At 71.2% G+C, this 23,644-nt stretch carries 24 protein-coding genes; 11 read left to right on the top strand and 13 right to left on the bottom strand.

All coding sequences use genetic code 11. The features are described from left to right. Positions 1–9: 9 nt before the first annotated feature. The gene (locus AC1Q7O_RS08680) at positions 10–906 is read left to right on the top strand and encodes an alpha/beta fold hydrolase (RefSeq protein ID WP_492661038.1); all 897 of its coding nucleotides are present in this window, start codon (positions 10–12) and stop codon (positions 904–906) included. 3 nt (positions 907–909) lie between these two features. On the opposite strand, the gene AC1Q7O_RS08675 is transcribed toward AC1Q7O_RS08680, so the two are convergent. After that, a complete protein-coding gene (locus tag AC1Q7O_RS08675; RefSeq protein WP_492661037.1) occupies positions 910–1,248 on the bottom strand; it encodes a hypothetical protein in 339 nt (112 codons plus the stop codon). A gap of 75 nt (positions 1,249–1,323) precedes the next feature. Beyond that, the gene (locus AC1Q7O_RS08670) at positions 1,324–1,746 is read right to left on the bottom strand and encodes a copper chaperone PCu(A)C (RefSeq protein ID WP_492661036.1); all 423 of its coding nucleotides are present in this window, start codon (positions 1,744–1,746) and stop codon (positions 1,324–1,326) included. Between the two features lie 104 nt (positions 1,747–1,850). On the opposite strand from AC1Q7O_RS08670, the gene AC1Q7O_RS08665 reads away from it, so the two are divergent. Genes AC1Q7O_RS08665 through AC1Q7O_RS08655 form a run of 3 tightly spaced genes read left to right on the top strand, consistent with a single transcriptional unit; the run spans position 1,851 to position 4,578 of the window. Then, a complete protein-coding gene (locus AC1Q7O_RS08665) occupies positions 1,851–2,246 on the top strand; it encodes a GntR family transcriptional regulator (protein ID WP_492661035.1) in 396 nt (131 codons plus the stop codon). Further along, on the top strand, positions 2,243–3,130 hold the full coding sequence (locus AC1Q7O_RS08660) for an ABC transporter ATP-binding protein (RefSeq protein WP_492661034.1): 888 nt from the start codon (positions 2,243–2,245) through the stop codon (positions 3,128–3,130). Before AC1Q7O_RS08665 ends, AC1Q7O_RS08660 begins: the two co-directional genes overlap by 4 nt. Then, on the top strand, positions 3,130–4,578 hold the full coding sequence (locus AC1Q7O_RS08655) for a hypothetical protein (RefSeq protein WP_492661033.1): 1,449 nt from the start codon (positions 3,130–3,132) through the stop codon (positions 4,576–4,578). The genes AC1Q7O_RS08660 and AC1Q7O_RS08655 overlap by 1 nt, the downstream gene beginning before the upstream one ends. Here AC1Q7O_RS08655 and AC1Q7O_RS08650 read toward each other — a convergent pair whose 3' ends face one another. Both AC1Q7O_RS08650 and AC1Q7O_RS08645 read right to left on the bottom strand, forming a co-directional pair. After that, on the bottom strand, positions 4,579–5,022 hold the full coding sequence (locus tag AC1Q7O_RS08650; RefSeq protein ID WP_492661032.1) for an SRPBCC family protein: 444 nt from the start codon (positions 5,020–5,022) through the stop codon (positions 4,579–4,581). 75 nt (positions 5,023–5,097) lie between these two features. Continuing rightward, positions 5,098–5,574 carry a flavin reductase family protein gene (locus AC1Q7O_RS08645; RefSeq protein WP_492661031.1) on the bottom strand — a complete coding sequence of 159 codons (477 nt, stop codon included), beginning with the start codon at positions 5,572–5,574 and terminating at the stop codon, positions 5,098–5,100. Between the two features lie 211 nt (positions 5,575–5,785). Here AC1Q7O_RS08645 and AC1Q7O_RS08640 point away from each other — a divergent pair, with 211 nt between their 5' ends. Then, positions 5,786–6,691, top strand: coding sequence for a M48 family metallopeptidase (locus AC1Q7O_RS08640; RefSeq protein ID WP_492661103.1), 906 nt, complete (start codon positions 5,786–5,788; stop codon positions 6,689–6,691). A gap of 9 nt (positions 6,692–6,700) precedes the next feature. On the opposite strand, the gene AC1Q7O_RS08635 is transcribed toward AC1Q7O_RS08640, so the two are convergent. Then, positions 6,701–7,333 carry a Crp/Fnr family transcriptional regulator gene (locus AC1Q7O_RS08635; protein ID WP_492661030.1) on the bottom strand — a complete coding sequence of 211 codons (633 nt, stop codon included), beginning with the start codon at positions 7,331–7,333 and terminating at the stop codon, positions 6,701–6,703. Positions 7,334–7,424: 91 nt separating this feature from the next. Next, a complete protein-coding gene (locus tag AC1Q7O_RS08630) occupies positions 7,425–8,099 on the bottom strand; it encodes a helix-turn-helix transcriptional regulator (protein ID WP_492661029.1) in 675 nt (224 codons plus the stop codon). A 73-nt stretch (positions 8,100–8,172) separates the two neighbouring features. Here AC1Q7O_RS08630 and AC1Q7O_RS08625 point away from each other — a divergent pair, with 73 nt between their 5' ends. The 3 genes from AC1Q7O_RS08625 to AC1Q7O_RS08615 are packed head-to-tail and all read left to right on the top strand — an operon-like array spanning position 8,173 to position 10,436. After that, positions 8,173–8,388 (top strand): hypothetical protein, encoded by a 216-nt coding sequence (locus AC1Q7O_RS08625; protein WP_492661028.1) that lies wholly within the window; start codon positions 8,173–8,175, stop codon positions 8,386–8,388. Beyond that, on the top strand, positions 8,381–9,181 hold the full coding sequence (locus tag AC1Q7O_RS08620; RefSeq protein WP_492661027.1) for a class II glutamine amidotransferase: 801 nt from the start codon (positions 8,381–8,383) through the stop codon (positions 9,179–9,181). Before AC1Q7O_RS08625 ends, AC1Q7O_RS08620 begins: the two co-directional genes overlap by 8 nt. Before the next feature lie 22 nt (positions 9,182–9,203). Continuing rightward, complete coding sequence (locus AC1Q7O_RS08615; protein ID WP_492661026.1) at positions 9,204–10,436, top strand: cyanophycinase; 1,233 nt, start codon at positions 9,204–9,206, stop codon at positions 10,434–10,436. Here AC1Q7O_RS08615 and AC1Q7O_RS08610 read toward each other — a convergent pair. The 3 genes from AC1Q7O_RS08610 to AC1Q7O_RS08600 are packed head-to-tail and all read right to left on the bottom strand — an operon-like array spanning position 10,414 to position 13,376. Continuing rightward, on the bottom strand, positions 10,414–11,589 hold the full coding sequence (locus tag AC1Q7O_RS08610; protein ID WP_492661025.1) for an acyltransferase family protein: 1,176 nt from the start codon (positions 11,587–11,589) through the stop codon (positions 10,414–10,416). The two genes, AC1Q7O_RS08615 and AC1Q7O_RS08610, sit on opposite strands and share 23 nt — an antisense overlap. Before the next feature lie 60 nt (positions 11,590–11,649). Continuing rightward, the gene (locus AC1Q7O_RS08605) at positions 11,650–12,342 is read right to left on the bottom strand and encodes a LytR/AlgR family response regulator transcription factor (protein WP_492661024.1); all 693 of its coding nucleotides are present in this window, start codon (positions 12,340–12,342) and stop codon (positions 11,650–11,652) included. Next, positions 12,330–13,376, bottom strand: a complete 1,047-nt coding sequence (locus tag AC1Q7O_RS08600; protein ID WP_492661023.1) for a sensor histidine kinase — start codon at positions 13,374–13,376, stop codon at positions 12,330–12,332. Before AC1Q7O_RS08600 ends, AC1Q7O_RS08605 begins: the two co-directional genes overlap by 13 nt. A 139-nt stretch (positions 13,377–13,515) precedes the next feature. Between AC1Q7O_RS08600 and AC1Q7O_RS08595 the strand changes: the two genes are divergently transcribed. The 3 genes from AC1Q7O_RS08595 (at position 13,516) to AC1Q7O_RS08585 (ending at position 15,810) form a co-directional block, all read left to right on the top strand. After that, the gene (locus AC1Q7O_RS08595; RefSeq protein WP_492662693.1) at positions 13,516–14,670 is read left to right on the top strand and encodes a GGDEF domain-containing protein; all 1,155 of its coding nucleotides are present in this window, start codon (positions 13,516–13,518) and stop codon (positions 14,668–14,670) included. Positions 14,671–14,728: 58 nt separating this feature from the next. Beyond that, on the top strand, positions 14,729–15,265 hold the full coding sequence (locus AC1Q7O_RS08590) for a lipocalin family protein (protein ID WP_492661021.1): 537 nt from the start codon (positions 14,729–14,731) through the stop codon (positions 15,263–15,265). 146 nt (positions 15,266–15,411) lie between these two features. Further along, a complete protein-coding gene (locus tag AC1Q7O_RS08585; RefSeq protein WP_492661020.1) occupies positions 15,412–15,810 on the top strand; it encodes a hypothetical protein in 399 nt (132 codons plus the stop codon). Between the two features lie 16 nt (positions 15,811–15,826). On the opposite strand, the gene AC1Q7O_RS08580 is transcribed toward AC1Q7O_RS08585, so the two are convergent. The 4 genes from AC1Q7O_RS08580 to AC1Q7O_RS08565 form a co-directional block, all read right to left on the bottom strand. Then, positions 15,827–17,293: an efflux transporter outer membrane subunit gene (locus AC1Q7O_RS08580; protein ID WP_492661019.1), complete on the bottom strand. Its 1,467-nt coding sequence runs from the start codon at positions 17,291–17,293 to the stop codon at positions 15,827–15,829. After that, entirely contained in the window at positions 17,294–20,581 is a 3,288-nt protein-coding gene (locus tag AC1Q7O_RS08575; RefSeq protein WP_492661018.1) for an efflux RND transporter permease subunit, read from the bottom strand. A gap of 18 nt (positions 20,582–20,599) precedes the next feature. Continuing rightward, entirely contained in the window at positions 20,600–21,787 is a 1,188-nt protein-coding gene (locus AC1Q7O_RS08570) for an efflux RND transporter periplasmic adaptor subunit (protein ID WP_492661017.1), read from the bottom strand. Between the two features lie 177 nt (positions 21,788–21,964). Beyond that, positions 21,965–23,530: a peptide MFS transporter gene (locus AC1Q7O_RS08565; protein ID WP_492661016.1), complete on the bottom strand. Its 1,566-nt coding sequence runs from the start codon at positions 23,528–23,530 to the stop codon at positions 21,965–21,967. Between the last annotated feature and the right edge of the window lie 114 nt (positions 23,531–23,644).

The raw sequence follows: 23,644 nt of genomic DNA, 5'->3' as shown, positions 1-23,644 counted from the left end.
CCCGCCCGCATGCAGCTCAGCGCCAACGGCGTCCGCATCGAGGTCGACATCCGCGGCCCGGCCGACGGCGAGCCGCTGCTGATGATCATGGGCCTGGGGATGCAGCTCATCGCCTGGCCCGACGGCCTGGTGGACGAGCTGGTGGCCCGCGGCTTTCGCGTCATCCGCTTCGACAACCGCGACGTGGGCCTGTCCCAGCCCTTCGACGAGCTGGGCCCGCCCAACGTGCCGCTGGCCGCGCTGCTGCACCTGTTCCACCTGCCCATCAAGGCGCCCTACCAGCTGGCCGACCTGGCGCGCGACGCCGTCGGCGTGCTGGACGCGCTGGGCATCCCGGCGGCGCATGTCTGCGGCGCGTCCATGGGCGGCATGATCGCCCAGCACCTGGGCTTCGCGCATGCGCAGCGCGTGAAGAGCCTGACGCTGATGATGACCACCAGCGGCGACCGCAGCCTGCCCAAGGAGAGCCTGAAGGTGCGCCGCGCGCTGCTGTCCCGGCCCCGGCCGGGCAGCACGCCCGAGCAGAAGCTGCAGAACGTGCTGGACCACTTCGTGGGCCTGTACGGCATCATCGGCAGCCCCGGCTACCCGGCCGACCCCGCAGTGCTGCGCGAGCGCATCGCGCAGGGCGTGAAGCGCGCGTTCCGGCCGCAGGCGGTGGCGCGCCAGCTGGTGGCCATCGCGGCCGACGCCCACCGCGCCGAGCGCGTGTCGCGCATTGCCGCGCCCACGCTGGTGCTGCATGGCGAGCACGATGCGCTGATCCCCGTGGCCGCGGCGCGCGACCTGGCCCGGCGCATCCCGGATGCAAGGCTGGAAATCATCCCCGGCTGGGGCCACGACCTGCCCGAGCCGCTGTGGCCGCGGCTGGCCGCCGAGATCGCCGCCAACGCGGCGCGTGCCTGAGCGTCAGCGCTGCACGTCCGCCAGCGACGCGACGGACTGGTAGGCCTCCAGCGCCTCGCCGAGGTTGGCACCGCCTTCCATCAGCGCGCGCTTCAGCGCCAGCTGGGCCGTCTCGGTCTGCTGCTCCTGATCCGACACCGTGCCGTCATGGTTGACGTCGGCCGTCACGTGGACCACGCCGGTGGCCACCTTGGCCGTGTCCCGCGCCGCCGCCTGCGCGCCCGCGGCGGACACCATCACCACGGCAGAGGCCGCCTCGCCAGCGCCCCGCCGCGCCGGCATCGGCGCAGCCACCACCCCGGACGGGGAGGCGCTGGCAGCGGGGGTGACGGGAGGCAGCATGGCGGGATGGAAGACGTGCGTTCGTGTCTATCGACCGCCACGCGGCGAACTTGAGCGATTTCTGCCCGGGCCGCGTCAGCGCGCCTTCGCCTTGACCTCGACGTCCGTGCGCTTGCCGTCCGCGCCCTCGACGGTCAGCGTCAGCGGCACGACCTCGCCGGCCTTGATCGGGGCCTTCAGGCCTATCAGCATGACGTGATAGCTGCCCGGCTTCAGCGCCACGGCCTGGCCGGCCGGCAGCGGCAGCGCGTCGACGGGGCGCATCTTCATGACGCCGTCGTCCATCTTCATTTCGTGGATCTCCACCATGCCCGCCACCGGCGAGCTGGCGGCCACCACCTTGGCCGCCTGGGCCGACGTCAGCTGCATGAAGGCGCCGGTGGCCTTCTGCGGCGCGACGGTGGCGCGCACCCAGGGGTCGTCCACCTTCACGGCGGGGCTCTGGGCCTGGGCGGCCAGGGACAGCAACAGGGCGGGAACAAGCAGCAGACGACGCATGGCAAGGGGGGGAGCTACAACGGTGAAGCTGCCATTGTGCGACCGCGGGACTTGACCGCATCTGTCCACGTGTACTATCGTACTAGTACACATAGCCAGCACCCATGGACCACGCCCACTTCGTCCACATCAACACCGGCTCGCCCGAGCCCATCTACCGCCAGCTCATCGAACAGGTGAAGCGCCGCGTGGCGGCCGGGCAGCTGAAGGCGGGCGACGAGATCCCGTCGGTGCGGGAGCTGGCCCAGGCGCTGGCCGTGCACCCCATGACCATCTCCAAGGCCTATTCCCTGCTGGAGATGGACGGCGTGCTGGAACGCCGCCGTGGCCTGTCCATGGTGGTGGCGGCCCAGCACCAGCAGGCCCAGCCCGCCGCCGACCGCGCCGGGCTGCTGCGCCCGACGCTGGAGAAAGCCGCCGCCGAAGCGCGGCAACTGGAGCTGTCCACGGCCCAGGCCCTGCAGCTGTTCAAGACCATCCTCGACGAGCAAGCCCCATGACCAGTCCGCACCTTCCTCATTCCGAGACGCTCTTTGCCGAGCTGCACGGCCTGTCGCTGGCCTACCCCAAGGGCCCGGCCGTGCTCGACGGCCTGGACTGGGCGCTGAAGCCGGGCCAGGTGGTGGGCCTGCTGGGCCGCAACGGCGCCGGCAAGACGACGCTGCTGGAGTCGCTGCTGGGGCTGCGCGAGCCGGATGCGGGCACGGTCAAGCTGTTCGGCCAGGACGCCCAGCGGCTGGACGACGCCGCCCGCGCCCGCATCGGCTACGTGCCGCAGCACAGCGACCTGTTCGAGGGCTTCACGCCGGCGCAGCTGCTGGCCTACTTCAAGAGCTTCTACCCGCGCTGGAACGAGGCCAAGGTGGAGGGCCTGATGTCGCGCTGGGACATCCGGGCCGACCAGCCCATCCGCAAGCTCTCCGGCGGCCAGAAGCAGCGGCTGTCCATCATCCGCGCGCTGGCCCACGAGCCCGACCTGCTGGTGCTGGACGAGCCCGTCGCCAGCCTGGACCCGGCCGGCCGGCGCGACTTCCTGCGCGAGCTGGTGGGCGAGGTGCTGGACCGCGGCGCGACGGTGGTGTTCTCCACCCACATCCTGTCGGACCTGGAGCGCGTGGCCTTCAACATCGCCTTCCTGGCGCAGGGCCGCATCGCGCTGCAGGCGCCGCTGGACGATCTGCTGGAGCAGGTGCGCGCCTTCACCGGCAGCGTCACCGAGATGGCCACGCTGATGGGGCGCCTCGGCGCGCAGCCGCTCAAGCGCACGCCGCTGGAGGCCGGCCGCGAGCGCGTGCTGGCGCGGCTGCCGGCCGGCGGCGCGCTGCCGGGCGGCGTCGCGGCCGAGCGACTGAACCTGGACGACCTGTTCACGGAGCTGACCTGATGCGCGCCGCCACCCGCTACTCGCAGGTGCTGCTGGCCTTCTGGCGGCAGCGCGACCGCAGCGCCCCGTGGGGGCGCCGCGCCATCGCCGCGCTGCTGGCGCTGGGCGCCGCCGCCGCGCTGGTGGGGCTGCCCGCCCCGGCCGGCTGGCTGGTGGTGGCCGGACTGCTGCTGCTGACGGGCCTGGGCGTCTGGCTGGCCGTGTGCGGCAGCCTGCAGGAGCAGAACCACCCGACCGCCGCCCGCACCGTGCCGGGTCACCTGCGCACGCTCAGGCGCGCCGCGCTGCTGGGCTGGGCGCTGTGCACGGGGCTGTCCACGCTGCTGCTGTGGGCCATCTTTCCGCCCGGCGGCGCGGGGCCCATGCTGCTGCTGAGCTGCGGCTTCATCGCCGTGTTCCTGCTGTGGTCGTCGCGCATGGTGTGGCTGTGGCTGCTGCTCACGCTGCTGTCGCCGCTGCTGGGCGCGCTGGGTGGCTCGCTGGCACCGGCCGGGAGGGTGCTGATCGCGCTCTGGGACGAGCACACCGCGGCGATGCTGCTGGCCGGCCTGCTCGCCCAGGCCGCGCTGGTGATGCTGGCCTTCGGCGGCGGTGACGCCCGGCACCGCGGCCGCCACGCCCGCCAGATGCTGATGCGCAACGCCATGCGCATGCAGCTGGACGGCCGGCAGGCCAACGCGGCGGTCTGGGGCCGGCCCATCGAATGGGTAACGCGCCCGTTCGGCCTGGTGGTCGACGCCTGGCAGCGCCGGCTGCTGGCGCGCGCCGACAACGCCAGCCCGGCCAACGTGATGGCCCGCGCCGCCATCGTGCTGCACGGCGTGCAGCACTGGATGTACCAGCTGATGGGCATCGCCGCGCTGGCCGCCATCGTGCTCGTCGTGTTCGCGGCGGTGTCCAGCTTCGCGCAGGTGCCGCTGAAGGCCTTCCTGCCAGGCGCCTTCGGCATGGGCATCGCCATCGCCAGCATGGGCTTCAACCCCGGTTTCGCGCTGCCCACGGCGCTGTGGCAAAGCCGGCGCGAGCAGGCCCTGCTGTGCCTGCTGCCCGGCATGCCGCGCGGCGCCGCGCTGAACCGCGCCGTGGCCGCGGGCCACCTGCGCAACGCGGCCATGGCCTGGCTGGCCACCAGCCTCGTGTTGCTGGCACTGGGCCTGGCCGCCGGCAACCGCTGGCTGCTATGCCTGCCGCTGGCGGCGCTCCCGGTGATGGCGGTGAACCTCACGCGCCGCCCGGCTGCCATGCGCGCGCCGCAGGTGCTGACGACGATGTGGCCCGTGCTGGCGTTCATGGCAACGGCGGGGCTGCTGTACGGGCTGTCGCAGCTGGGCGTGCCGATGGCGCTGCTGACCGTCGCGGTGCCGGCGCTGTCGGCCGGCCTGCTGGCCTGGCGCTGGCGCACGCTCAGCCGGGCGCCGGCCGCGCTGCCCACCGGCAGGCTCAGCTGATCACTCGCGGATCTCCGGCTCCACCAGCTGGGCCAGCTGCAGCAGCGACTCCTGCCACCCCAGGTAGCAGCCCTCCGCCGGGATGACATCGGGGATGCCTTCCTGCTGGACGCGCACCTCGGTGCCGCAGGACACGGCCTTCAGCTCGACCGTCGTCTGCATCTCGCCGGGCAGGTGGGCGTCGTCGAAGGTGGCGGTGTACTGCACCCGTTCGCCCGGCACCAGCGCCAGGTAGCGGCCGCCGAAGCCGTGGCTGCCACCGGTCGTGTGATTCGTGAACGCCATGCGGTAGCTGCCGCCGACCTGCGCATCCATCGCGTACACGGCGCACGTGAAGCCGAACGGCGGCAGCCACTTGGCCATGGCGGCGGGCGTCGTGAAGGCGCGGTAGACGCGGTCCGGCGGGCAGCGCAGGACGCGATGGAAGGTGACGGTGCTGGGCATGGCGGTTCCTGATGGGGACGAGAGGACGACCCTCTGCAGTCTCGACGATTCAGGCGCCGCCCGATCGACACCCCGTCAGATCGGCAGCTCGGTGAAGTAGCGCCCGCCGTGGAAGATCAGCGGCTGCGCGCCGGGCCGCGACGTGCAGCGCTCCACCTCGCCGACAAAGATGACATGGTCGCCCTCCTCGTAGCGGCTGCGGTTGGCGCACTCGAACACGGCCACGGCGCCGTCCAGCACCGGCGCGCCGCCGGCACCCTCGCGCCAGGCCACGCCGGCGAAGCGGTCGATGTCGCGGGTGGCGAAGCGCTGCGCCAGTTCCTTCTGGTCGGCCGCGAGGATGTTGATCGCGTAGTGCGAGCCGTGCGTGAAGGTCGGCAGCGAGCCGGCGCGGCGCGCCAGGCTCCACAGCACCAGCGGCGGGTCCAGCGACACGGAGTTGAAGGAGTTGGCCGTCAGGCCCACGAGGCCGCCGTCCGCCGAACGCACGGTGATGACCGTCACGCCGGTGGCGAACATGCCGAGGGCGGCGCGGAATTGCTGGGTGTCCATATCAGTGCCGCCCGGCCGCCCGAAGGCATGGATGCGCCCCCTCGGGGGGCAGCGGGCAGCACGGGCGTGGAGGCAGTGTCATCCCGCGATTGTCGCCAGTCCCGCGCGTCGTCCTACGAAAACACCCACGCCGCCATCGCACAATCCCGGCATGCATGCCGACGACTTCCAGGTCCACGACGACCTGCAACTCAGCCACCTGCCGCAGCGGATGTTCGGCGCCTGTGCCGACTGCGCCGCTGGCCGCTGCGCGCCGCCCCGCCGCGGGCGCCGCCTCTTCACGGGCCTGCTGGCCGCCACCGGCGCAGCCGCCGCGCTGCCCGCCTGGGCCCGCGAGGGCGTGGACGTGGGCCCCAAGAGCAAGTTCACCGGCTTCGTGTCGGCCGACCAGCTGGAGCAGGCCGGCGGCCAGCAGTACGCGCAGATGATGACCCAGGCCAACCAGCAGCGCGGCCTGGCCTCGATGCAGCATCCGCAGCTGCAGCGGCTGCGCTACATCGCCCAGCGCATCATTCCGTACAGCTACGAATGGAACGACCGCGCGCGGCGCTGGAAGTGGGAGGTCAACCTGCTGGGCGACGCGCAGCTGAACGCCTTCTGCATGCCGGGCGGCAAGATCGCGTTCTATTACGGCATCCTCGACAAGCTCAAGCTGGAGGATGACGAGGTCGCCGCCATCATGGGCCACGAGGTGGCGCATGCGCTGCGCGAGCATGCGCGCGAGCGCGTCGGCAAGTCGGCCGTCACCAACGGCGTCATCGAGCTGGGCTCGGCGCTGCTGGGCCTGGGCAACCTGGGCCGCGGCCTGGCGGGCATGGGCGGCCAACTGCTGAGCCTGCGCTTCAGCCGCGACGACGAGACCGAGGCCGACCTGGTGGGCATCGAGCTGTCGGCCCGCGCCGGCTACGACCCGTCCGCCGCCGTGCGGCTGTGGGAAAAGATGATGGCCGCCAACAAGGGCGCGCCGCCGCAATGGCTGTCCACCCACCCGGCCAGCGGCACGCGCATCCGCGACATCCAGGCCAACCTGCCCAAGGTGGAAGGGCTGTACGCCCGTGCGGCCAAGCCGGACCAGCGCTTCCCGGTGGCGCCGCCGCTGGCGGCCCGGCAGTCCTGAGTCAGCCAGTCACCAGCGCGCAGGCAGGTTCTTGAGGCGCTGGTACTCGCCGGCCGCGACGCGGCGCAGATAGCCGCCCAGCTCCAGGTCCTTGACCAGCTTGGACACCATCTCGCGCGAGCAGCCCAGGCGCTGCGCCATGCCCTGGTGCGTCAGCGCCAGGTGGCGGCCGTCCTGCGTCAGCTCGTCGACGAGGTTCTTCAGCCGCCCGTAGACGTCGTTCAGCGCCAGCTGCTTGGTCGACAGCGTCGCGGCACGCGCGCGGCGGATGACCTTGGTCAGCAGCTCGAACGCGAACTCCGGGTGCTCGCTGATGTGCGTCAGCAAGCTGGCCCGCGTGACCATGACCAACCGGCTGGCTTCCTCCGTGATGACGCTGGCCGAGCGCGGCCCGCCGTCCAGGCTCATCTCGCCGACGTACTCGCCGGGGCCGTACACGCCGTAGGTGATCTCGCGGCCGCGCGCGTCGCTGCTATAGGCCCGCAGCGAACCGGACAGCACCACGTAGAGGTTGTCGCCGACCGAGCCCTCCTCGATCAGCACCACGCCCTTGCGATGGCTGCGCGAGATGCCGCGCACCGCGAGCAGGCGCAGCGAGCTGGGTAGGGCCAGGAGTTCAGCGTCGTTGGAATCGTCAGGCATCGGGGAATATTAGCCCCTCGCCCAATCTCGCCAGCATGGCGGCACGCGCCCCGCGCTCGGCCCATGGCGGAGTTCGGAGGCGCCGTGCGGCTCAGTTGACCAGCTTGGCCGGCCGCAGCGACGACACCAGCGGTGGCAGCAGCGCCAGCTGGCGCATCAGTTCGCCGATGCTGTCGGCGCCGCTCTTGGCGCGGATGCTCTGAATCTGGCTGCGCACCGTCGAGATGGCCACGCCCTGGCGCTGCGCCACCTCGGTGGGCTTGACGCCGTTGGACAGCGCCTTGAGCACCTCGGTCTCGGCCGGCGTGAGCTGGTAGCGCAGCGCGAACCACTGCGCGGCCAGGTCGCCGCACAGCTGGCGGCGCTCCAGGATCAGCAGCACGGCCGCCTGGCTGACGTCGCGGTTGAGCGGCACGACGACGACATTGGCGCGGCCGCACTCGGCGCGGTCATCGCCCAGGCGCAGCAGGCAGCGGCGGCCGCTGGCCTCGGCGCCTTCCAGCGCCTCGGCGAACGGCACAGCGTCGGTCAGCAGCCGCGCACGCAGGTGCGGACCCACGACCTCCAGCGGGTGGTTGTCATCCAGCGAGGCCCGCGCCGCCAGGTTGGCGTGCAGCATGCGGCCGGCGCCGTTGAGCAGCACGACGCCGTGGTCGAGCTCCTCCAGCACCAACCCCATCCACTGGCTGGACAGCGAGGCCGCCTGGCGGCGCTCGTGGGGGCGGCCAGGCGCCTGGCCCGGTTGAACAAACTCATTCATCCACATGGCAGCACTCCTCGGCCCACCCGCTGCGAGCCATCCTCAAAGCGTAGGAGAGCACGTTTGGACACGGGCGTAAATGTTGCTGGATGTGTTTGTGAACGAATACCAGGGGCGCGTCATTTCGGCCAAACGCATTTCCAAACTAGGGATTGCCGGCCGCTGGACGCCGTTTGTGAACAACGCACGATGGCATGAGCTCATGACGGAAGATTCGTTGGCGTTTCTGTCATCGCGCTTCAGACTGGCGGCGTTGTCACCTCAATCCGCCACTGCCTGTACCGCCGATGTGTGAGCTTTTCGCCCTCAACAGCCGCCTGGCCGCCGCCGCGAACTTCTCGCTGAGCGGCTTTGCCGCCCGCGGCGGCCGCACGGCAGACCATGTCGACGGCTGGGGCGTGGCCTTCCACGCCGGCGAGCGCTGCGAGGTGGTCGTCGAGGACCGCCCCGCCGCCGAGTCGGACCTGGCCTCCCACTACGGCCGCCACCCGGTGCAGGCGCGCAACATCATTGCCCACATCCGCAAGGCCACGCAGGGCGTGCGCGCGGTGGAGAACTGCCACCCGTTCCGCCGCGACTGGGCGGGCCGCAGCTGGGTGTTCGCCCACAACGGCGACCTGAAGGACTTCCACCCCGACCTGGACGGCAGCTTCACGCCCGCCGGCCAGACCGACAGCGAGCGCGCCTTCTGCTGGCTGATGCAGCGCCTGCAGCAGCGCTTCGGCCACACTGCGCCGGCCTGGCCCGAGCTGGCCGCCACGCTGACGCCCTGGCTGCACGAGATCGCCGAGCACGGCCGCTTCAACCTGCTGCTGACCGATGGCCGCGCGATGCTGGCGCATGCGTCCACGCGCCTGCACTGGCTGCGCCGCCAGGCGCCGTTCGGGCATGTGCGGCTGCGCGATGGCGACCTGAGCGTGGACCTGTCGCTGCTGAACGGCCCGCGCGACCGCATGACGCTGGTGGCCACCGAGCCGCTGACGCACGACGAAGCCTGGCAGGCGTTCCAGCCGGGCGAGGTGCGCGTGTTCGAGCAGGGCGATTGCGTCTACTTGAGCGAAGGCATTGCCGCGCAAGTAGCCGCCTGAACTGCCGCTTAAGCTGCGGGGCATGCCTGCCCTCCTGTTCCGACTGACCGCCGCGGCGGTCCTCCTCCTTCATCTCGCCGCCCACGCGGGCACCGCCATCGTCATCGGCGGCGCCACCAAGAGTGACAACGACGCCGTCTGGCAGCGCATCGTCGACGAGGCTGGCGGCCCGGGCGCGCGCATCGCCGTGTTCGCGACGGCTGCTGCCAACCCCGAGCGCAGCGCCGGCCTCATCGTCGCGTCGCTGAACCGGCGCGGCGCCAACGCCGAGGCCATCCCCGTCGCGCCGCGGCAGAAGGACGTGGACTGGCAGGCCAACCTGAACGACCCGGCACTGATCGCCAAGGTCGCCGCGTCCAGGGCGGTGTTCTTCTCGGGCGGCGCGCAGGAGTACATCGTCGACACGCTGCAGCCCGGCGGCGAACCGACGGCGATGCTGAAGGCCATCCGCCAGGTGTTCGACGACGGCGGCGTCGTGGCCGGCACCAGTGCGGGCGCAGCCATCATGAGCCGCATCATGTTCCGCGACGCGCCGGACAACCTGCAGATCCTCAAGGGCCAGTGGCGCGACAAGCGAGAGTACGACCAGGGCCTGGGCTTCGTCATGCCGGGCCTGTTCGTGGACCAGCATTTCCTCAAGCGCGGCCGCATCGGCCGCATGCTGCCGGCGATGCGGGCACTGGGCTACACGCTGGGTCTGGGCGTGGAGGAGAACACGGCCGCCGTCGTCAAGGGCCAAGAGGTGGAGATCGTCGGCGCGCGCGGCGCGATGCTGGTGGACCTGTCCGAAGCCTCATCAGACGCGAAGCTGCCGGCCTTCAACGTGCGCGGCGCCGTCATCAGCTACCTGGACCGCGGCGACCGGCACGACATCAAGACCGGCCTCACCACGCCCGCGGCCCACAAGCTGCGCGACCAGAAGCTCGACCCCGCCGCGGCGGACTACCGCCCCTACCTGCAGTTCGACCACTACTTTCTCGACATCCTGGCCGACAACATGATCGTGACGGCCATGTCGCAGCTGCTGGACAGCCGACAGCCCGAGGTGCGCGGCCTGGCCTACCGCGTGCGGCCGCGGCCAGGCGACCTGGCGCCGGAGCTGGGCTTCGAGTTCCGGCTCTACAAGGGACCGGGCACGGTCGGCTGGTTCAGCAACGCGCTGGGCGGCGACGACTACACGGTGCTGAAGGTGCGGCTGGACGTGACGCCGGTGCGCATGGCCACGCCGCTGTTCACGCCGGTGCTGCCGAACTGACGGCCGGGCCAGCCGGCCGCGGCCGGCGCTGGATGCCCAGCAGCAGCGCCATCCCCGGCACGTGCCGCGCGCCCAGATAGGCCAGCGTGCAGACCGCGAAGGTCAGCACGATCAGCAGCACCGCCTCCAGGCCCCAGGGCAACGCCAGCGGCTTCAGCGCCTGCGTCAGCAGCACGATGACGCTCTGGTGCAGGATGTAGAGGCAGAACACCGCCGCGGCGGCCTGGCGCAGCCAGGGCGTCTCGCGCGGGAAGGCGCGCTGCGCCCAGCCACAGCAGGCGACGATGGACCACCACGTCAACGCGCCGCGCAGCGTGCGGGCCGCTACCAGAACGGCGTCGGGCGGCGCCGCGTCCGCGTAGCGGGCATTGAACGCCAGCAGCGCGGCCCAGGTCGACAGCGACACCCCCAGCGCCACCCAGCGCAGCCGCAGCGCCGCGGGCCACAGGCCTTGCGCCAGCGGCGTGCGGCTGGCCCAGCCGACGGCGAACACGAAGCCGTACTGCAGGTGGTTGTAGAGGTCGTGCACGAGGTCATGCGTGCTGGGCCAGTGCGGCATGACGAAGACGCGCAGCAGCGCCAGTGGCACCGCGGGCGCCAGCAGCCAAGCCCAGGCAGGCAGCTCGATGGACCGCGGCTTCAGCTTCAACGACGCGAGCGCCGCCCCCACGACCGCGTACACCCACAGGTAGGGCAGGAACCACAGGTGGTTCCAGGTCGGCACGACCATGCAGTCGTCGCCGCGGCAGTAGCGGCCGCTGCGCAGGTAGGCGGCCCAGAAGTCCAGGTAGCCGCCGTCGCCGGGCAGCTGCGCGGGCACCTTGGTCAGCACCTCGAAGTAGGCCTGCGGCGTGACGATGACGGCCATGCCGAACAGCAGCGGCAGCAGCAGGCGCTGCGAACGGTCCTTCAGCGTGCCGAGCGCGCCGCGCTTCGCGAACAGGCCGTGGCAGGCCGCACCGGCGATGAGGAACAGCAGCGACAGCCGCCACGGCGAGCTGAGCTGCATGAAGGGCTCCAGCGCGGCGCTGGCGGCGGGGCTTTTCACGTGCCAGTCCCAGGTCACGTAGTACATGCCGACGTGGTACGGGATCAGCAGCGCAAAGGCGGCGACGCGCAGGCCGTCGAGAAAGGGCAGGCGTGGTGTGTTCATGGCCCGCAGCTTCGCCGGCCCGGCCGCGCGGCGCGACGGCGGCGGGGCGAGTGGCGGGCGCTACGGGGTGAACGCGTCCAGCACGTCGCGGTAGCCGCGCGACACGCGCAGCACCTCGCCGCAGGCGAGCGTCAGCACCGCCTCGCCGCTGCCCAGCCGTTCGATGCGCTGCACATGCGCCGGGTTGACGGCGTGGCTGCGGTGCACGCGCAGGAAGCGCGCGGCCCAGCCGGGGCGGGCCAGCGCGTCGGCCAGCGTGGCGCGCTCCAGCAGGCAGCGCGGCGGCAGGTGCAGCTCGATGTAGTTGTCGGCCGCAGAGATCCACGGCACGTCGGCCAGCGTCACGCGCTCGCCGTCCACCCACCACTCGCCCACCGGCGCGGGCGGCTGCGCCAGGCGCTCGCGCACGCGGGCCAGCGCAGCGGCCAGGCGTTCGGGCGTGTAGGGCTTGAGCAGATAGTCCAGCGCCGCCAGCTCGAAAGCCTGCAGCGCGTGCTCGGCGTGCGCGGTCGAGAAGATGACGCTGCGCACGCCCCGCTCGCGTAGCGCGGCGGCCAGTTGCACGCCGTTGCCGCCGGGCATCTCGATGTCCAGCAGCGCGAGGTCGGGCGGCGCGGCGAGCGTCTGCACCAGGGCCAGCGCGGCCGGCGCGTCGGGGGCCTCCAGCAGTTCGGCCACGTCGGGCTCGGCGGCCAGCAACCGGCGCAGCCGGGCGCGCGCGGCGGGTTCGTCGTCGACGATCAGGACGCGCACGGCAACTCCACGACCAGGCTCATGCCGCGGCCATCGGGCCCGAACCGGACGCTGGCCGCGCCGCCGTAGCGCGCTGCCAGCCGCTCGCGCAGGTTGCGCAGGCCCAGGCCGCCGTCGGGGTCGGGCGGCGACGCGGGCACGGGCGTGTCGCCATGGTTGCTGACGCGCAGCGTCAAGCGCTGGCCGTCGCGCGCCGCCGCCACGACGACCTCGACGCGGCCGCGGTGCCGCGCCACGTCGTGCTTGACGGCGTTCTCCACCGGCGCCAGCAGCAGCAGCGCCGGCAGCCGGCAGGCCAGCGCCGCGTCGTCGGCGTCGAGGCGCACCACCAGCCGCTCGGGGCCGAAGCGCGCCTGCATCAACGCAAGAAAGGGTTCAACCAGCGCCAGCTCCTCGCGCAGCGTGTGCTCGGCGCGCTGCTGCGCGGCCAGCGTCTGGCGCAGCAGGTCGGCCAGCTGGCACAGCAGCCGGTCGGCGCGGGGCACGTCCTCGTACATGACCGACGAGATCAGGTTCAGCGTGTTGAACAGGAAGTGCGGCTGCACCTGGTCGGCCAGGCGCGCCAGGCGCACCTCGGCCAGCTCGCGGCGCGCGCGCTCCGCCGCCTGGGCCATCCAGACGCCGCGCGAGATCAGGCAGAAGCTGAGGTAGCTCACCGCGTCCTTGCCGCCCTCGTAGACGAGCAGCGTGGGGATGTCGTCGGGGTGATAGCCCGCCCCCACGAGCCCGTAGACCAGCAGCCGCAGGCCGAACATGCCGGCGATGTGCAGCACGCTGAAGACCGGCAGCGCCACGGCATGCGCCAGCAGCTGCCGCGGCCAGGGCTGCCCTTGCAGCCGGCCGACGAGGGCGTGCACGCGCAAGGCCAGCGCGCCGATGACGAAGACCGAGCTGTACTCCCACAGGAAGGGCTCCCACGGCTGCGTGCCGCCGCCCAGCCGGTAGGCCTCCAGCGCCGACGCGCTGAGCAGCCCGCCGACGACGGTCAGCAGCGCGACATAGGGCAGGCGCCAGCGGCGCGGCAGGATGGGCATGCCGCAGTGTCCCCCGCCGCCACACCGCCGCCCGCGTCGTTCACCCCGGCGGCACCGCCATTCGCCCCCGGCCGCCGCCGGCTCCTAGACTCCGCATGCCGACGTGGATGCGCCGGCAGGAGGCCAGACCGTGCTGGACATGCTGGAGTTGCGCACCATCAGCGGCGTCACCGGGGTGATGGGCTGCCTGATGGCGCTCGTGATGGCATTCCAGCGCCGCAGCTATCCGCCGTCCATCCACGGCCTCGGCCACTGGACGGTGGCGCCGCTGCTGGGGTTCGCGTCGGCACTGCTGTTCACGCTGCGCGGCGTGTTGCCGGCGCTGCTGTCGGCCGGGCTGGCCAATGCGCTGATGTTCGCGGCGGCGGCGACCTTCCTGGCCGGCAGCTGCCGCTTCTTCGGGCGGCCGCTGTCCGCGCGGGCCACGACGCTGCTGTGGTTGACCGGCGTGGCGGCGCTGCTGTTCATGAGCCTGTTCACCGGCGGCTATGGCTGGCGCGTGCTGTTCATGGGCCTGCTGCTGGGCGGCGTGGGCGCCTGGCATGCCGCCGTCGTCTGGCGCCAACCGGTGCACAGCTTCGCGACGCGCTTCACCGGCACCGTGCTGGCGCTGACGAGCGCCATCATCCTGGCCCGCGCCGCCAGCGCGCCGTTCGCGCCGCCGCAGGAGGGCCTGTTCACGCCGGCGCCGATGCAGGTCGTCTACCTGCTGGGCCTGGCCTTCGGCACGCTGCTGACCAGCATCGGCACGGTGCTGATGGCGTCGGAGCACCTGCGCCGGGAGCTGGAACGCCTCATCACGCACGACAGCCTGACCGGCGCGTTGACGCGCCGCGCGCTGTTCACGACCGGCGAGGCCGAGCTGGCGCGCGCACGGCGGCAGGGGCGGCCGCTGTCGGTGCTGATGCTGGACCTGGACCACTTCAAGCAGATCAACGACGAGCACGGCCACCGTGTCGGCGACTGCGTGCTGGTGGACTTCGTGGCCCGCGCACACGCGGTGCTGCGCCGCCCGGCCGTGCTGGGCCGCTACGGCGGCGAGGAGTTCGTCGCGCTGCTGCCGGACACCGACACGGCGCAGGCGCTCGCCGTGGCCGAGCGCATCCGCGCCAGCACCTGCGCCGACCCGGTGCTGCCGTGCTGCGCGGTCAGCATCGGCGTGGCCGGCGCGCGGCCGCAGGACTCGCTGGACACCCTCATCAACCGTGCCGACGCCGGTCTCTACGAGGCCAAGGCGCAGGGGCGCAACCGCGTGGTGGAGCGCCAGGCCGTGGAGGACGGCGCCAGCCGGTAGCGGCGGCCGGCGCGGCCCGCGACGCGCCAGAATGTCGCTCCACCCTCGCCCGCCTGCCATGCCGACTGACGCCACCCGCCTGTTGTACGCCGCCATGATCGCTACCGCGACCCTGCCCGCGGCGGCCGCGCCGGCCCCGCTGCCCACCGTCGCGCAGGTGGACCTGGCTCGCTATGCCGGAGCCTGGTACGAGATCGCGCTGCTGCCCAACCGCTTCCAGAAGCAGTGCGTGGCCGACACGCAGGCCCGCTACCAGCTGGACGGCGAACGCGTCAGCGTGCTGAACCGCTGCCGCACGGCGGACGGCCGCGTGGAAGACATCCGCGGCCACGCCAAGGTGGCGGCCGGCAGCGGCAACGCCAAGCTGCGCGTGACGTTCTTCTGGCCCTTCTACGGCGACTACTGGGTGCTGGCGCTGGACGCCGACTACCGCCATGTGCTGGTGGGCGAGCCGGACCGCAAGTACGCCTGGGTGCTGTCGCGCACGCCGCAGCTGGACGAAGCCACGCTGCAGTCGCTGCTGGACCGCGCCGCGGAGCTGGGCTTCGACAAGGCCGCCTTCCAGCGGACGCCGCAGACCCAGCCGCTGGACTGACGTTGCTGCCGCCCGCTGAAACCCGCTGTCCGCCTGGCAGACCTGAAGGCCGCGCGGTGGCTGCTGGAACACGGCTGACACGATGAGACGGGCGAGCCACCGTGCGCGGTCGGCCCGCGATCCGTCGTGGCATGAGAATTCGCGCCATGGCCAGGCTTACCCCCGACGTCTATGCGTGCCCGCACTGCCGAGCCCCGCTATCCCGGTGGGCCGTCTGGGGTGAGCGCTCCCCCAGGATCTGCCCGTCATGCCAGGGCCGATACACGGCAGGCGGCAAGGTCACCGCCGCGGCGTTCCTTTGCGGCGCAGGCTACGGCTTTGTCTTGAGCATGCAGCTAAACGCCCCGGCTCTGTTGCAGGCGATCTGGGTGCCAGCAGGCTTCATCGCCGGCTGCTTCTGCATGGTTCACGCGCAACCATTGCCCGCCACGGCGATGGCACGCCAGACCTTCTGGATCACGCTGGCCGGGGCCGGCCTGTGTATCGGCTGGATCAGCGCTGCCAGCACCGCCACTTGGTTGGCCGGGTGGCTGTCGATTCGCTGAGCCGACAGCCCCTCATTCACTGCGCCGTCAGCTTCGCCGCAAACGCCTTGTGCACGGCCAGCAGCGCCGTGGCGCGGCCGGTCTGCACCTGGATCAGCGCATCGGCCGCGGCCAGGCGTTCCTGTTCGGCGTTCAGCAGCGCATAGAAGTCGGTCACGCCGGCGTCGTAGCGCTTGAAGGCCAGGTCCCGCGCGCGCACGGTGGCGTCCGCCGCCTGCGCCTGGGCCACAGCCTGCAGCTCGGTCTCGCGCAGCGTGGACAGGCTGCCCTGCGCGTCCTGAAGCGCGGTGAGCTGCGCCTGCTCGGCGGCGGCCACGGCGGCGTCGAAGCCGGCGCGGGCGGCCGTTTCCTCGGCCTTGCGGGCGCCGAAGTCCAGGAAGTTCCAGTTCAGCGCGGCGGCAAGGCTGTGGATCTGCGTGCCGCTCTTGAACAGGTCGCCGGCCTTGCCGGCGCTCCAGCCGATCTGGCCGGTCAGGCCCAGCGTGGGCCAGCGCGCGGCCCAGGCGACCTGGGCCCGCGCGGCGGCGGCCTGGGCGCGAGCGTTGGCGGCCTTCACGTCGGGCCGCGCGGCCAGCAGGCCGGCGGGGTCGGGCAGCGCGCCGAGGCTGACGAGGCGCGGCTCGGGCATGGCGGGCAGCGGGTCGGTGTCGGCCTTGTCGCAGTCGGCCGGCGGCTGGCCGCGCAGCACGTCCAGCTGCAGGCGGGTGAGGCACGCCGCGTTGCGCAGCGCGGGCACGCTGGCGGAGGTCTGCGCGACCAGCGCTTCGGCGCGGGCCTGGTCCAGCGCGGTGTTGCGGCCGGCGCCGACACGGGCCTTCACGAGGTCCAGCAGCTGGTTCTGCACGACCAGCGTTTCCTTCGCGAGCTTGAGGCGGTGGCCCAGGCCGATGAGCTGGGCCTGCAGGTTCAGCGCGGTGCCGGCCAGGCTGAGCTGGGCGGCGTCGCGGTCCAGCGCGGCGCCCTGGGCGTCATAACCGGCCGCCTGCGCGGTGGCCGACGCGCGGCCCCACAGGTCGACCTCCCAGGCCGCCGTCGCGTTGACGCCGTAGCTGTTGAAGTTGTTGTACTGGCCCTGGTCGTTGGCGGCGCGCTGGCGGCTGGCGTTGGCGCCGGCACCCACCGACGGCAGGCGGCGCGCGCCGGCCGCGTCGGCCAGTGCCTCGGCCTGCTTGAGCCGCGCGGCGGCGGCGCGCAGGTCGCGGTTGTTGGCCAGCACGTCGTCGACGACGCGCTGCAGCTGCGCGCTGTCGACGAAGGCGGCGGTCATCGTCGCGGCGCCGTTGCCGGAGGGCGGCAGCTGCGCGAACTTCTCAGGGGCCAGCGGGGCCGGGCCCTGGGACAGGCCGGGCGCGGCGCAGCCGACGACGAGGGCCGCGAGGGCGAAAGGGGTCAGGCGGGCTGCAATGGCGCTCGTCCGCCCGGAGCCGTTGCGCGCCTCCTCGGGGGGCAGCGAGCGAAGCGAACGTGGGGGCTTGTGGCTCATTTAGTGGCCCTCCTTCTTGGGGGCGGCGTCATCGATGCCGGGGTGGAAGGCGTGGGCCGAGGCCTCGACCTGGGCGCGCAGCGCGGCCGCGCGGGCGCGGCGCTTCTCGGTACCCTTGCGCAGCAGCGCGTAGAACACCGGCGTCAGGAAGATGCCGAAGAAGGTCACACCGAGCATGCCGGCGAACACGGCGATACCCATCGCACGGCGCATCTCGCTGCCGGCACCACTGCCGAGGATCAGCGGGATCACGCCCGCGCAGAACGCGATGGACGTCATCAGGATGGGGCGCAGCCGCAGGCGGCAGGCCTCGATGACGGCGTCCGCCACCGAGCGACCGTGCTCCTCCAGCTCCTTGGCGAACTCGACGATGAGGATGGCGTTCTTGCACGCCAGGCCCACCAGCACCACCAGCGCCACCTGCGTGAAGATGTTCAGGTCCCCCGCCTGCATGAACGGCGGGAAGTGCGAGATCCACACGCCGAACAGCGCCGACAGGATGCACATCGGCACGATCAGGATGATGGCCAGCGGCAGGCTCCAGCTCTCGTACTGAGCGGCCAGCACGAGGATGACCAGCAGCACCGAGAACGCGAGCACGGCGGCCAGCGTGGGCACCTTGATGCCGGTGCCGGGCAGCTCGACGTCGCGGGTCAGGCGGTCCTGGTAGCTGAGGTCGGTGAACTCGTAGCTGAAACCGCGCGGCAGCGTCTTCAGGATGCGCTCGATCTCGGCCTCGGCCTGGCCGGACGAGAAGCCCGGCTTGGGCGCGCCGTTGATGTCGGCGGCGGGGAAGCCGTTGTAGCGAGTCACGCGCGTGGGGCCGAACGTGGGCTCCACGCTCATCAGCGAGCCCAGCGGCACCATGTCGCCACCGTCGTTGCGGGTCTTGAGCTGCACGACGTCCTCGGCCTTGGCGCGGAACGGCGCGTCGGCCTGCACGATGACCTGGTAGGTCTTGCCGAACTTGGTGAAGTCGTTGACGTACAGCGAGCCGAGGTTGATCTGCAGCGTGTCGTAGATGGAGGCCAGCGGCACGCCCATCTGCTTGGCCTTCACGCGATCGACGTTGGCGAACAGCTGCGGCACGTTGATGTCGTAGTTGGAGTACGGCGTGCCGATGCTGGTGCCCGGGTTGCCGTAGATCTGGCCCAGCGAGCCCCAGGTGGCGCCGTACAGCGCCTGCTCGCCCTGGCTGCTGCGGTCCTGCACCTGGATCTTGAAGCCGCCCGCGATGCCCAGGCCGTCCACCGGTGGCGGCGGCACGACGAACATGCGCGCGCCCTGGATCTGCTGGATGGCGCCGTTGACCTGGCCAAGGATGGCTTCCTTGCTCAGCTCACGCGAGGTGCGCTTGTCGAAACTGTCCAGTCCGAAGAACACGATGCCTTCGTTGGGCGAGGCCGAGAAGCCGGCCACCGACAGGCCGGGGAAGGCCACCGAGTCGACGATGCCGGGCACCTTGAGCGCGATGGCGCTCATCTGGCGGATGACTTCCTCGGTGCGGTCCAGGCTGGAGCCGGCCGGCAACTGGGCCACGCCGATCAGGTACTGCTTGTCCGGCGCGGGCACGAAGCCGCTGGGAATGCGCGTGAACAGCAGCGCCGTGGCGCCCAGCAGCAGCGCATAGACCACCAGCGCGGCGCCCTTGCGCTTGAGGATGCCGGTGACGCCGCGGCCGTAGTCGCTGGAGCGGCGCTGGAAGAAGCAGTTGAACCAGTGGAAGAAGCGGCCGAACAGCTTGTCCATGACCACCATCAGGCGGTCCTTGGGCGCGTCATGCGGGCGCAGCAGGATGGCTGCGAGCGCGGGCGACAGCGTCAGCGAGTTGAACGCCGAGATCACCGTCGAGATGGCGATGGTCACCGCGAACTGCTTGTAGAACTGGCCCGACAGGCCCGGCACCAGCGTCAGCGGGATGAACACCGCGCACAGCACCAGCGCGATGGCGATGATGGGTCCCGAGACCTCCTGCATCGCCTTCACGGTCGCCGCATGCGGCGTGAGGCCGTCCTGGATGTTGCGCTCGACGTTTTCGACGACCACGATGGCATCGTCCACGACGATGCCGATGGCCAGCACGAGGCCGAACAGCGTCAGCGTGTTGATGGAGAAGCCCAGCAGCAGCAGCACCGCGAACGTGCCGACGATGGACACCGGCACGGCGACCAGCGGGATGATGGACGCGCGCCAAGTCTGCAGGAAGATGATGACGACCAGCACCACCAGCGCGACGGCCTCGAACAGCGTGTGCACGACCTTCTCGATGGAGGTCTGCACGAAGCGCGTCGGGTCGTAGACGATGGCGTAGTCCACGCCCTTGGGGAAGCTGGGCTTGAGCTTCTCCATCGTCTTGCGGACGTTGTCCGAGATGGCCAGTGCGTTGGAGCCCGGCGCCTGGAACACGGCGATGGCGGCGGCCTCCTTGTTGTTCAGCAGGCTGCGCAGCGCGTAGGTGTTGGCGCTGATCTCGACGCGGCCCACGTCCTTCACGCGGACGAAGGCGCCGGTGCGCGGGTCGGTGCGGACGATGATGTTGCCGAACTCCTCCTCGCTGGCCAGGCGGCCCTGGGCGTTGATGGAGAGCTGGAAGTCCGTGCCCTGCGGCGACGGCGACGCGCCGACGACACCGGCGGCCACCTGGGTGTTCTGCTCGCGGATGGCGCCGACGACGTCGCCCGCCGTCAGGTTGCGGCCAGCGAGCTTCTGCGGGTCCAACCAGATGCGCATCGCGTAGTCGCCCGCACCGAAGCTCTGCACCGAGCCCATGCCCGGGATGCGCAGCAGGTCGTCGCGCACGTTCAGCGTCGCGTAGTTGCGCAGGTAGAGCGCGTCGCGCGAGTTGTCCGGGCTCACCAGGTGCACCACCATGGTGAGGTTGGGGCTGGACTTCTCGGTCGTCACGCCGATGGTGCGCACGATCTCGGGCAGCCGCGGCAGCGCGCGGTTGATGCGGTTCTGCACCGCCGTCTCGGCGGCCTCGGGGTGGGTGCCGATCTTGAACGTGACGGTCAGCGTCATGCCGCCGTCACCGGTGGCCTGGCTCTCGAAGTAGAGAACGTTCTCGAGGCCGTTGATCTGTTCCTCGAGCGGCGTGGCGACCGTCTCGGCGATGACGCGCGGGTTGGCGCCGGGGTACTGGGCGCGCACGACGACCTGCGGCGGCGCGACCTCGGGGTACTCCGAGATCGGCAGCAGCGGGATGGCCAGCGCGCCGATCAGGAAGACGAAGAGGGACAACACGGTCGCGAAACGCGGCCGGTCGATGAAGAAGCGTGAGATGTCCATGGCTGGTGCCGCCTTTGGTTACTTCGAGGCGGCAGAAGCCGGGGCCGGCGCAGGCGCGGCGCCCGGGGGAGCTGCCGGGATCGGCATGCCCTTGTCATCCACCTTCAGCACCTGCGGCGTGACCGGCGCGCCGGGGAAGGCACGCAGCAGGCCGTCGACGATGACCAGCTCGCCGGCCTTGACGCCGTCGACGACGCGCATGCCGTCGATCAGCGCGCCGGGCTTCACGGGCCGCGGCTGCACGATGTTGTTGGGGCCGACGACGAGGACGAGCTTCTGGGTCTGGTCGGTCGTGATGGCGCGGTCGGGCACGACGACGCCGGCATAGGTGCCGCTGCCGCCCAGCTTCACGCGGGCGTACAGGCCCGGCGTGAACAGGCCGCCCTTGTTGTCGAACACGGCGCGGGCGCGGATGGACGCGGTGGCGGGGTTCAGGCGGTTGTCGACGAAGTCCAGCTTGCCGGTGTGCGGGAAGCCCTGCTCGTTGGACAGGCCCATCTGCACGGCGGTCTGGATGGGCTTGGCCGAGCGCATGTACTTGAGATAGGTAGCCTCGCTGGCGTCGAAGTAGGCGTAGACCTTGTCGCTGGAGACGACGGTGGTCAGCACCGCGTCACCCACGCCCACGAGGTTGCCCGGCGTCACGTTGGCGCGCGACGTGCGGCCGCTGACGGGTGCCGTCACGCTGGCGTACTCCACATTCAGCCGGGCCTGCACCAGCGCGGCCTCGGCGCTCTTCTGGTTGGCCTCGGCGCTGCGCAGCGCGGCGCGCAGCTGGTCGATCTCCTGCTGGCTGACCGCGTTGGCGCTGACCAGCTTCTCGGCGCGGGCGAGGTCGGCCTTGGCGAGCTCGGCCTGGGTCTTCGCGGCGGCGATCTGCGCCTCGGCGCGCGCCACCTCGGCCTTGAAGGCGCGGGCGTCGATAGTGAACAGCGGGTCGCCCTTCTTCACCAGCTGGCCTTCCTTGAAGCGCACGGCGTCCACGGTGCCGGCGACGCGGGCACGCACCTCGACGGTGTCGGGCGCCTCCAGGCGGGCGGTGAATTCGTCGAACTCCTGCACCTCGCGCTGGGTGGCAGGCGCCACCGACACGGGCGGCGGGCCGCCGGCGTGGCCGCCGGCGCCATCCTGCTTCTGGCCGCAGGCGGCGAGGAGGGCGGCGGCGAGGAGGGGGGTCAGGGTCAGCGCCAGGCTGTGCTTCGTCATGGGGGGCTCCGGGTGCAAGCCGGCGACTGTAAGCAAATCACAGCTTCCGCTGTAACCCCAGAACATAAAGCCCGACCATGCTGCTGACATTCCTTGTCAACAGCAAAGAACTGTGAACAAAAAGGAAAACCGCCCTCGGGCGGTTTCGTCAGGCCGGCGAAGCCGGTAGCGGGCGGGCTAGTGAACGCCGTGCATCCACTTCTTCATCAGCGGCGTCATCGCCATCAGCACGACACCGGCGCCGATGGGAATGATCGTGAAGATCAGGAAGAACACGGACATCGAGTACGTCGACGAGATCTGGTCGATGTAGGAGCCGGTGGAGCCCGCGATCTTGTTGGCGATGGCGGAGTTCAGGAACCACACGCCGAACATCAGGCCCAGCAGCCGCGTCGGCGCCAGCTTGGAGATGTAGGACAGGCCCACCGGCGACAGGCACAGCTCGCCCATGGTGTGGAACAGGTAGGCCAGCGTCAGGAACATCATGCTGACCTGCGCCGTCTTGGCGCCCTGCGGGATGCCGGCCGAGCCGTAGGACAGCACGGCGAAGCCCAGACCCAGCAGCACCAGGCCGACACCGAACTTTACCGGGCCGGACGGGTTCCACTTCTCCTCCCACATCTTGGAGAACATCGGCGCCAGCACGACGATGAAGAAGCTGTTCAGCACGCCGAACCACGTGGCAGGCACCTCGCTCTGGTCCATCGCGAACTCGCGGCCCAGCATCCACAGGCACAGGCCCCAGATGATGGCGAAGGCGACGGCCAGCGACACGTTGGCCAGGGCGTACTGGCCGCCGGTGGAGCGGTAGAGCTTGAACAGCAGCCACGACAGGATGGCCGCCGGCACCAGCGTCATCGCCGTGTTGACGATCTTGAACGCGAGGCCGGCCGTGCCGACCAGCGTGCGGTCGGTGTAGTCGGCCGCGAAGATGGTCATGGAGCCGCCGGCCTGCTCGAAGGCGAACCAGAAGAAGATCGTGAAGAACGAGAACACGAAGATGGCCTTCAGGCGGTCGGCCACGACGTGCGCCGGCGTGTCGTCCAGCTTCTCCTCGACGACCTTCTTGGCGGCGTCGATCTTGTCGCCGATGGTGCCGAACAGGCCCTGGCTGAGCCAGAACTGGATGGCGCCCAGGACCATGAAGATGCCGGCCAGCCCGAAGCCGAGGTTCCAGGAGATCTTCTCGCCGATGTAGCCGCACAGCGAGATGCCGAAGAAGGCACCGGCGTTCACGCCCATGTAGAACAGCGTGTAGCCACCGTCACGGGCGCCCTCGTTGTCCTTGCCGTAGAGCTGGCCGACGATGGCCGAGATGTTGGGCTTGAACAGGCCCGTGCCCAGCACCACGAGGCCCAGGCCGGTGTAGAACATCGGCACCGTCTCCATGAACAGCGCGATGTGGCCGGCCGCGATGATGAAGCCGCCCAGCAGCACCGAGCGGCGCGTGCCCAGCAGCCGGTCGGCCACGTAGCCGCCGAGGATGGGCGTGAAGTACACGAACATCGTGTACCAGCCGTACAGGTTGGTCGCATCCGCCCGGCTCCAGCCCCAGCCGCCCTTGCTGGCCTCGGTGACGAGGAACAGCACGAGCAGCGCACGCATGCCGTAGTAGGAGAAGCGCTCCCACATCTCCGTGAAGAAGAGGACGAAGAGCTGGTTGGGCTGGCCGAGGATGGTGGTGGCCGGCGTCGCGGCTGCCGCGCGGCCGGCCGGATGGGCCGTGGTGGTGGGGGTGGTCACGTCTGTCGTTCCAAGTGAAACCGGGGGCGCGGGCGGTAACCCGCTGGAAAGGGCGGAATTGTCCTGTCTGGCGCCGACAAACCCGGGGCCATCCACCCAGGGATTGCCCTGGGT

The sequence above is a fragment of the Roseateles sp. GW823-FHT07B05 genome, assembly GCF_058794515.1.
This window is presented reverse-complemented; position numbering and strand designations above follow the sequence as displayed.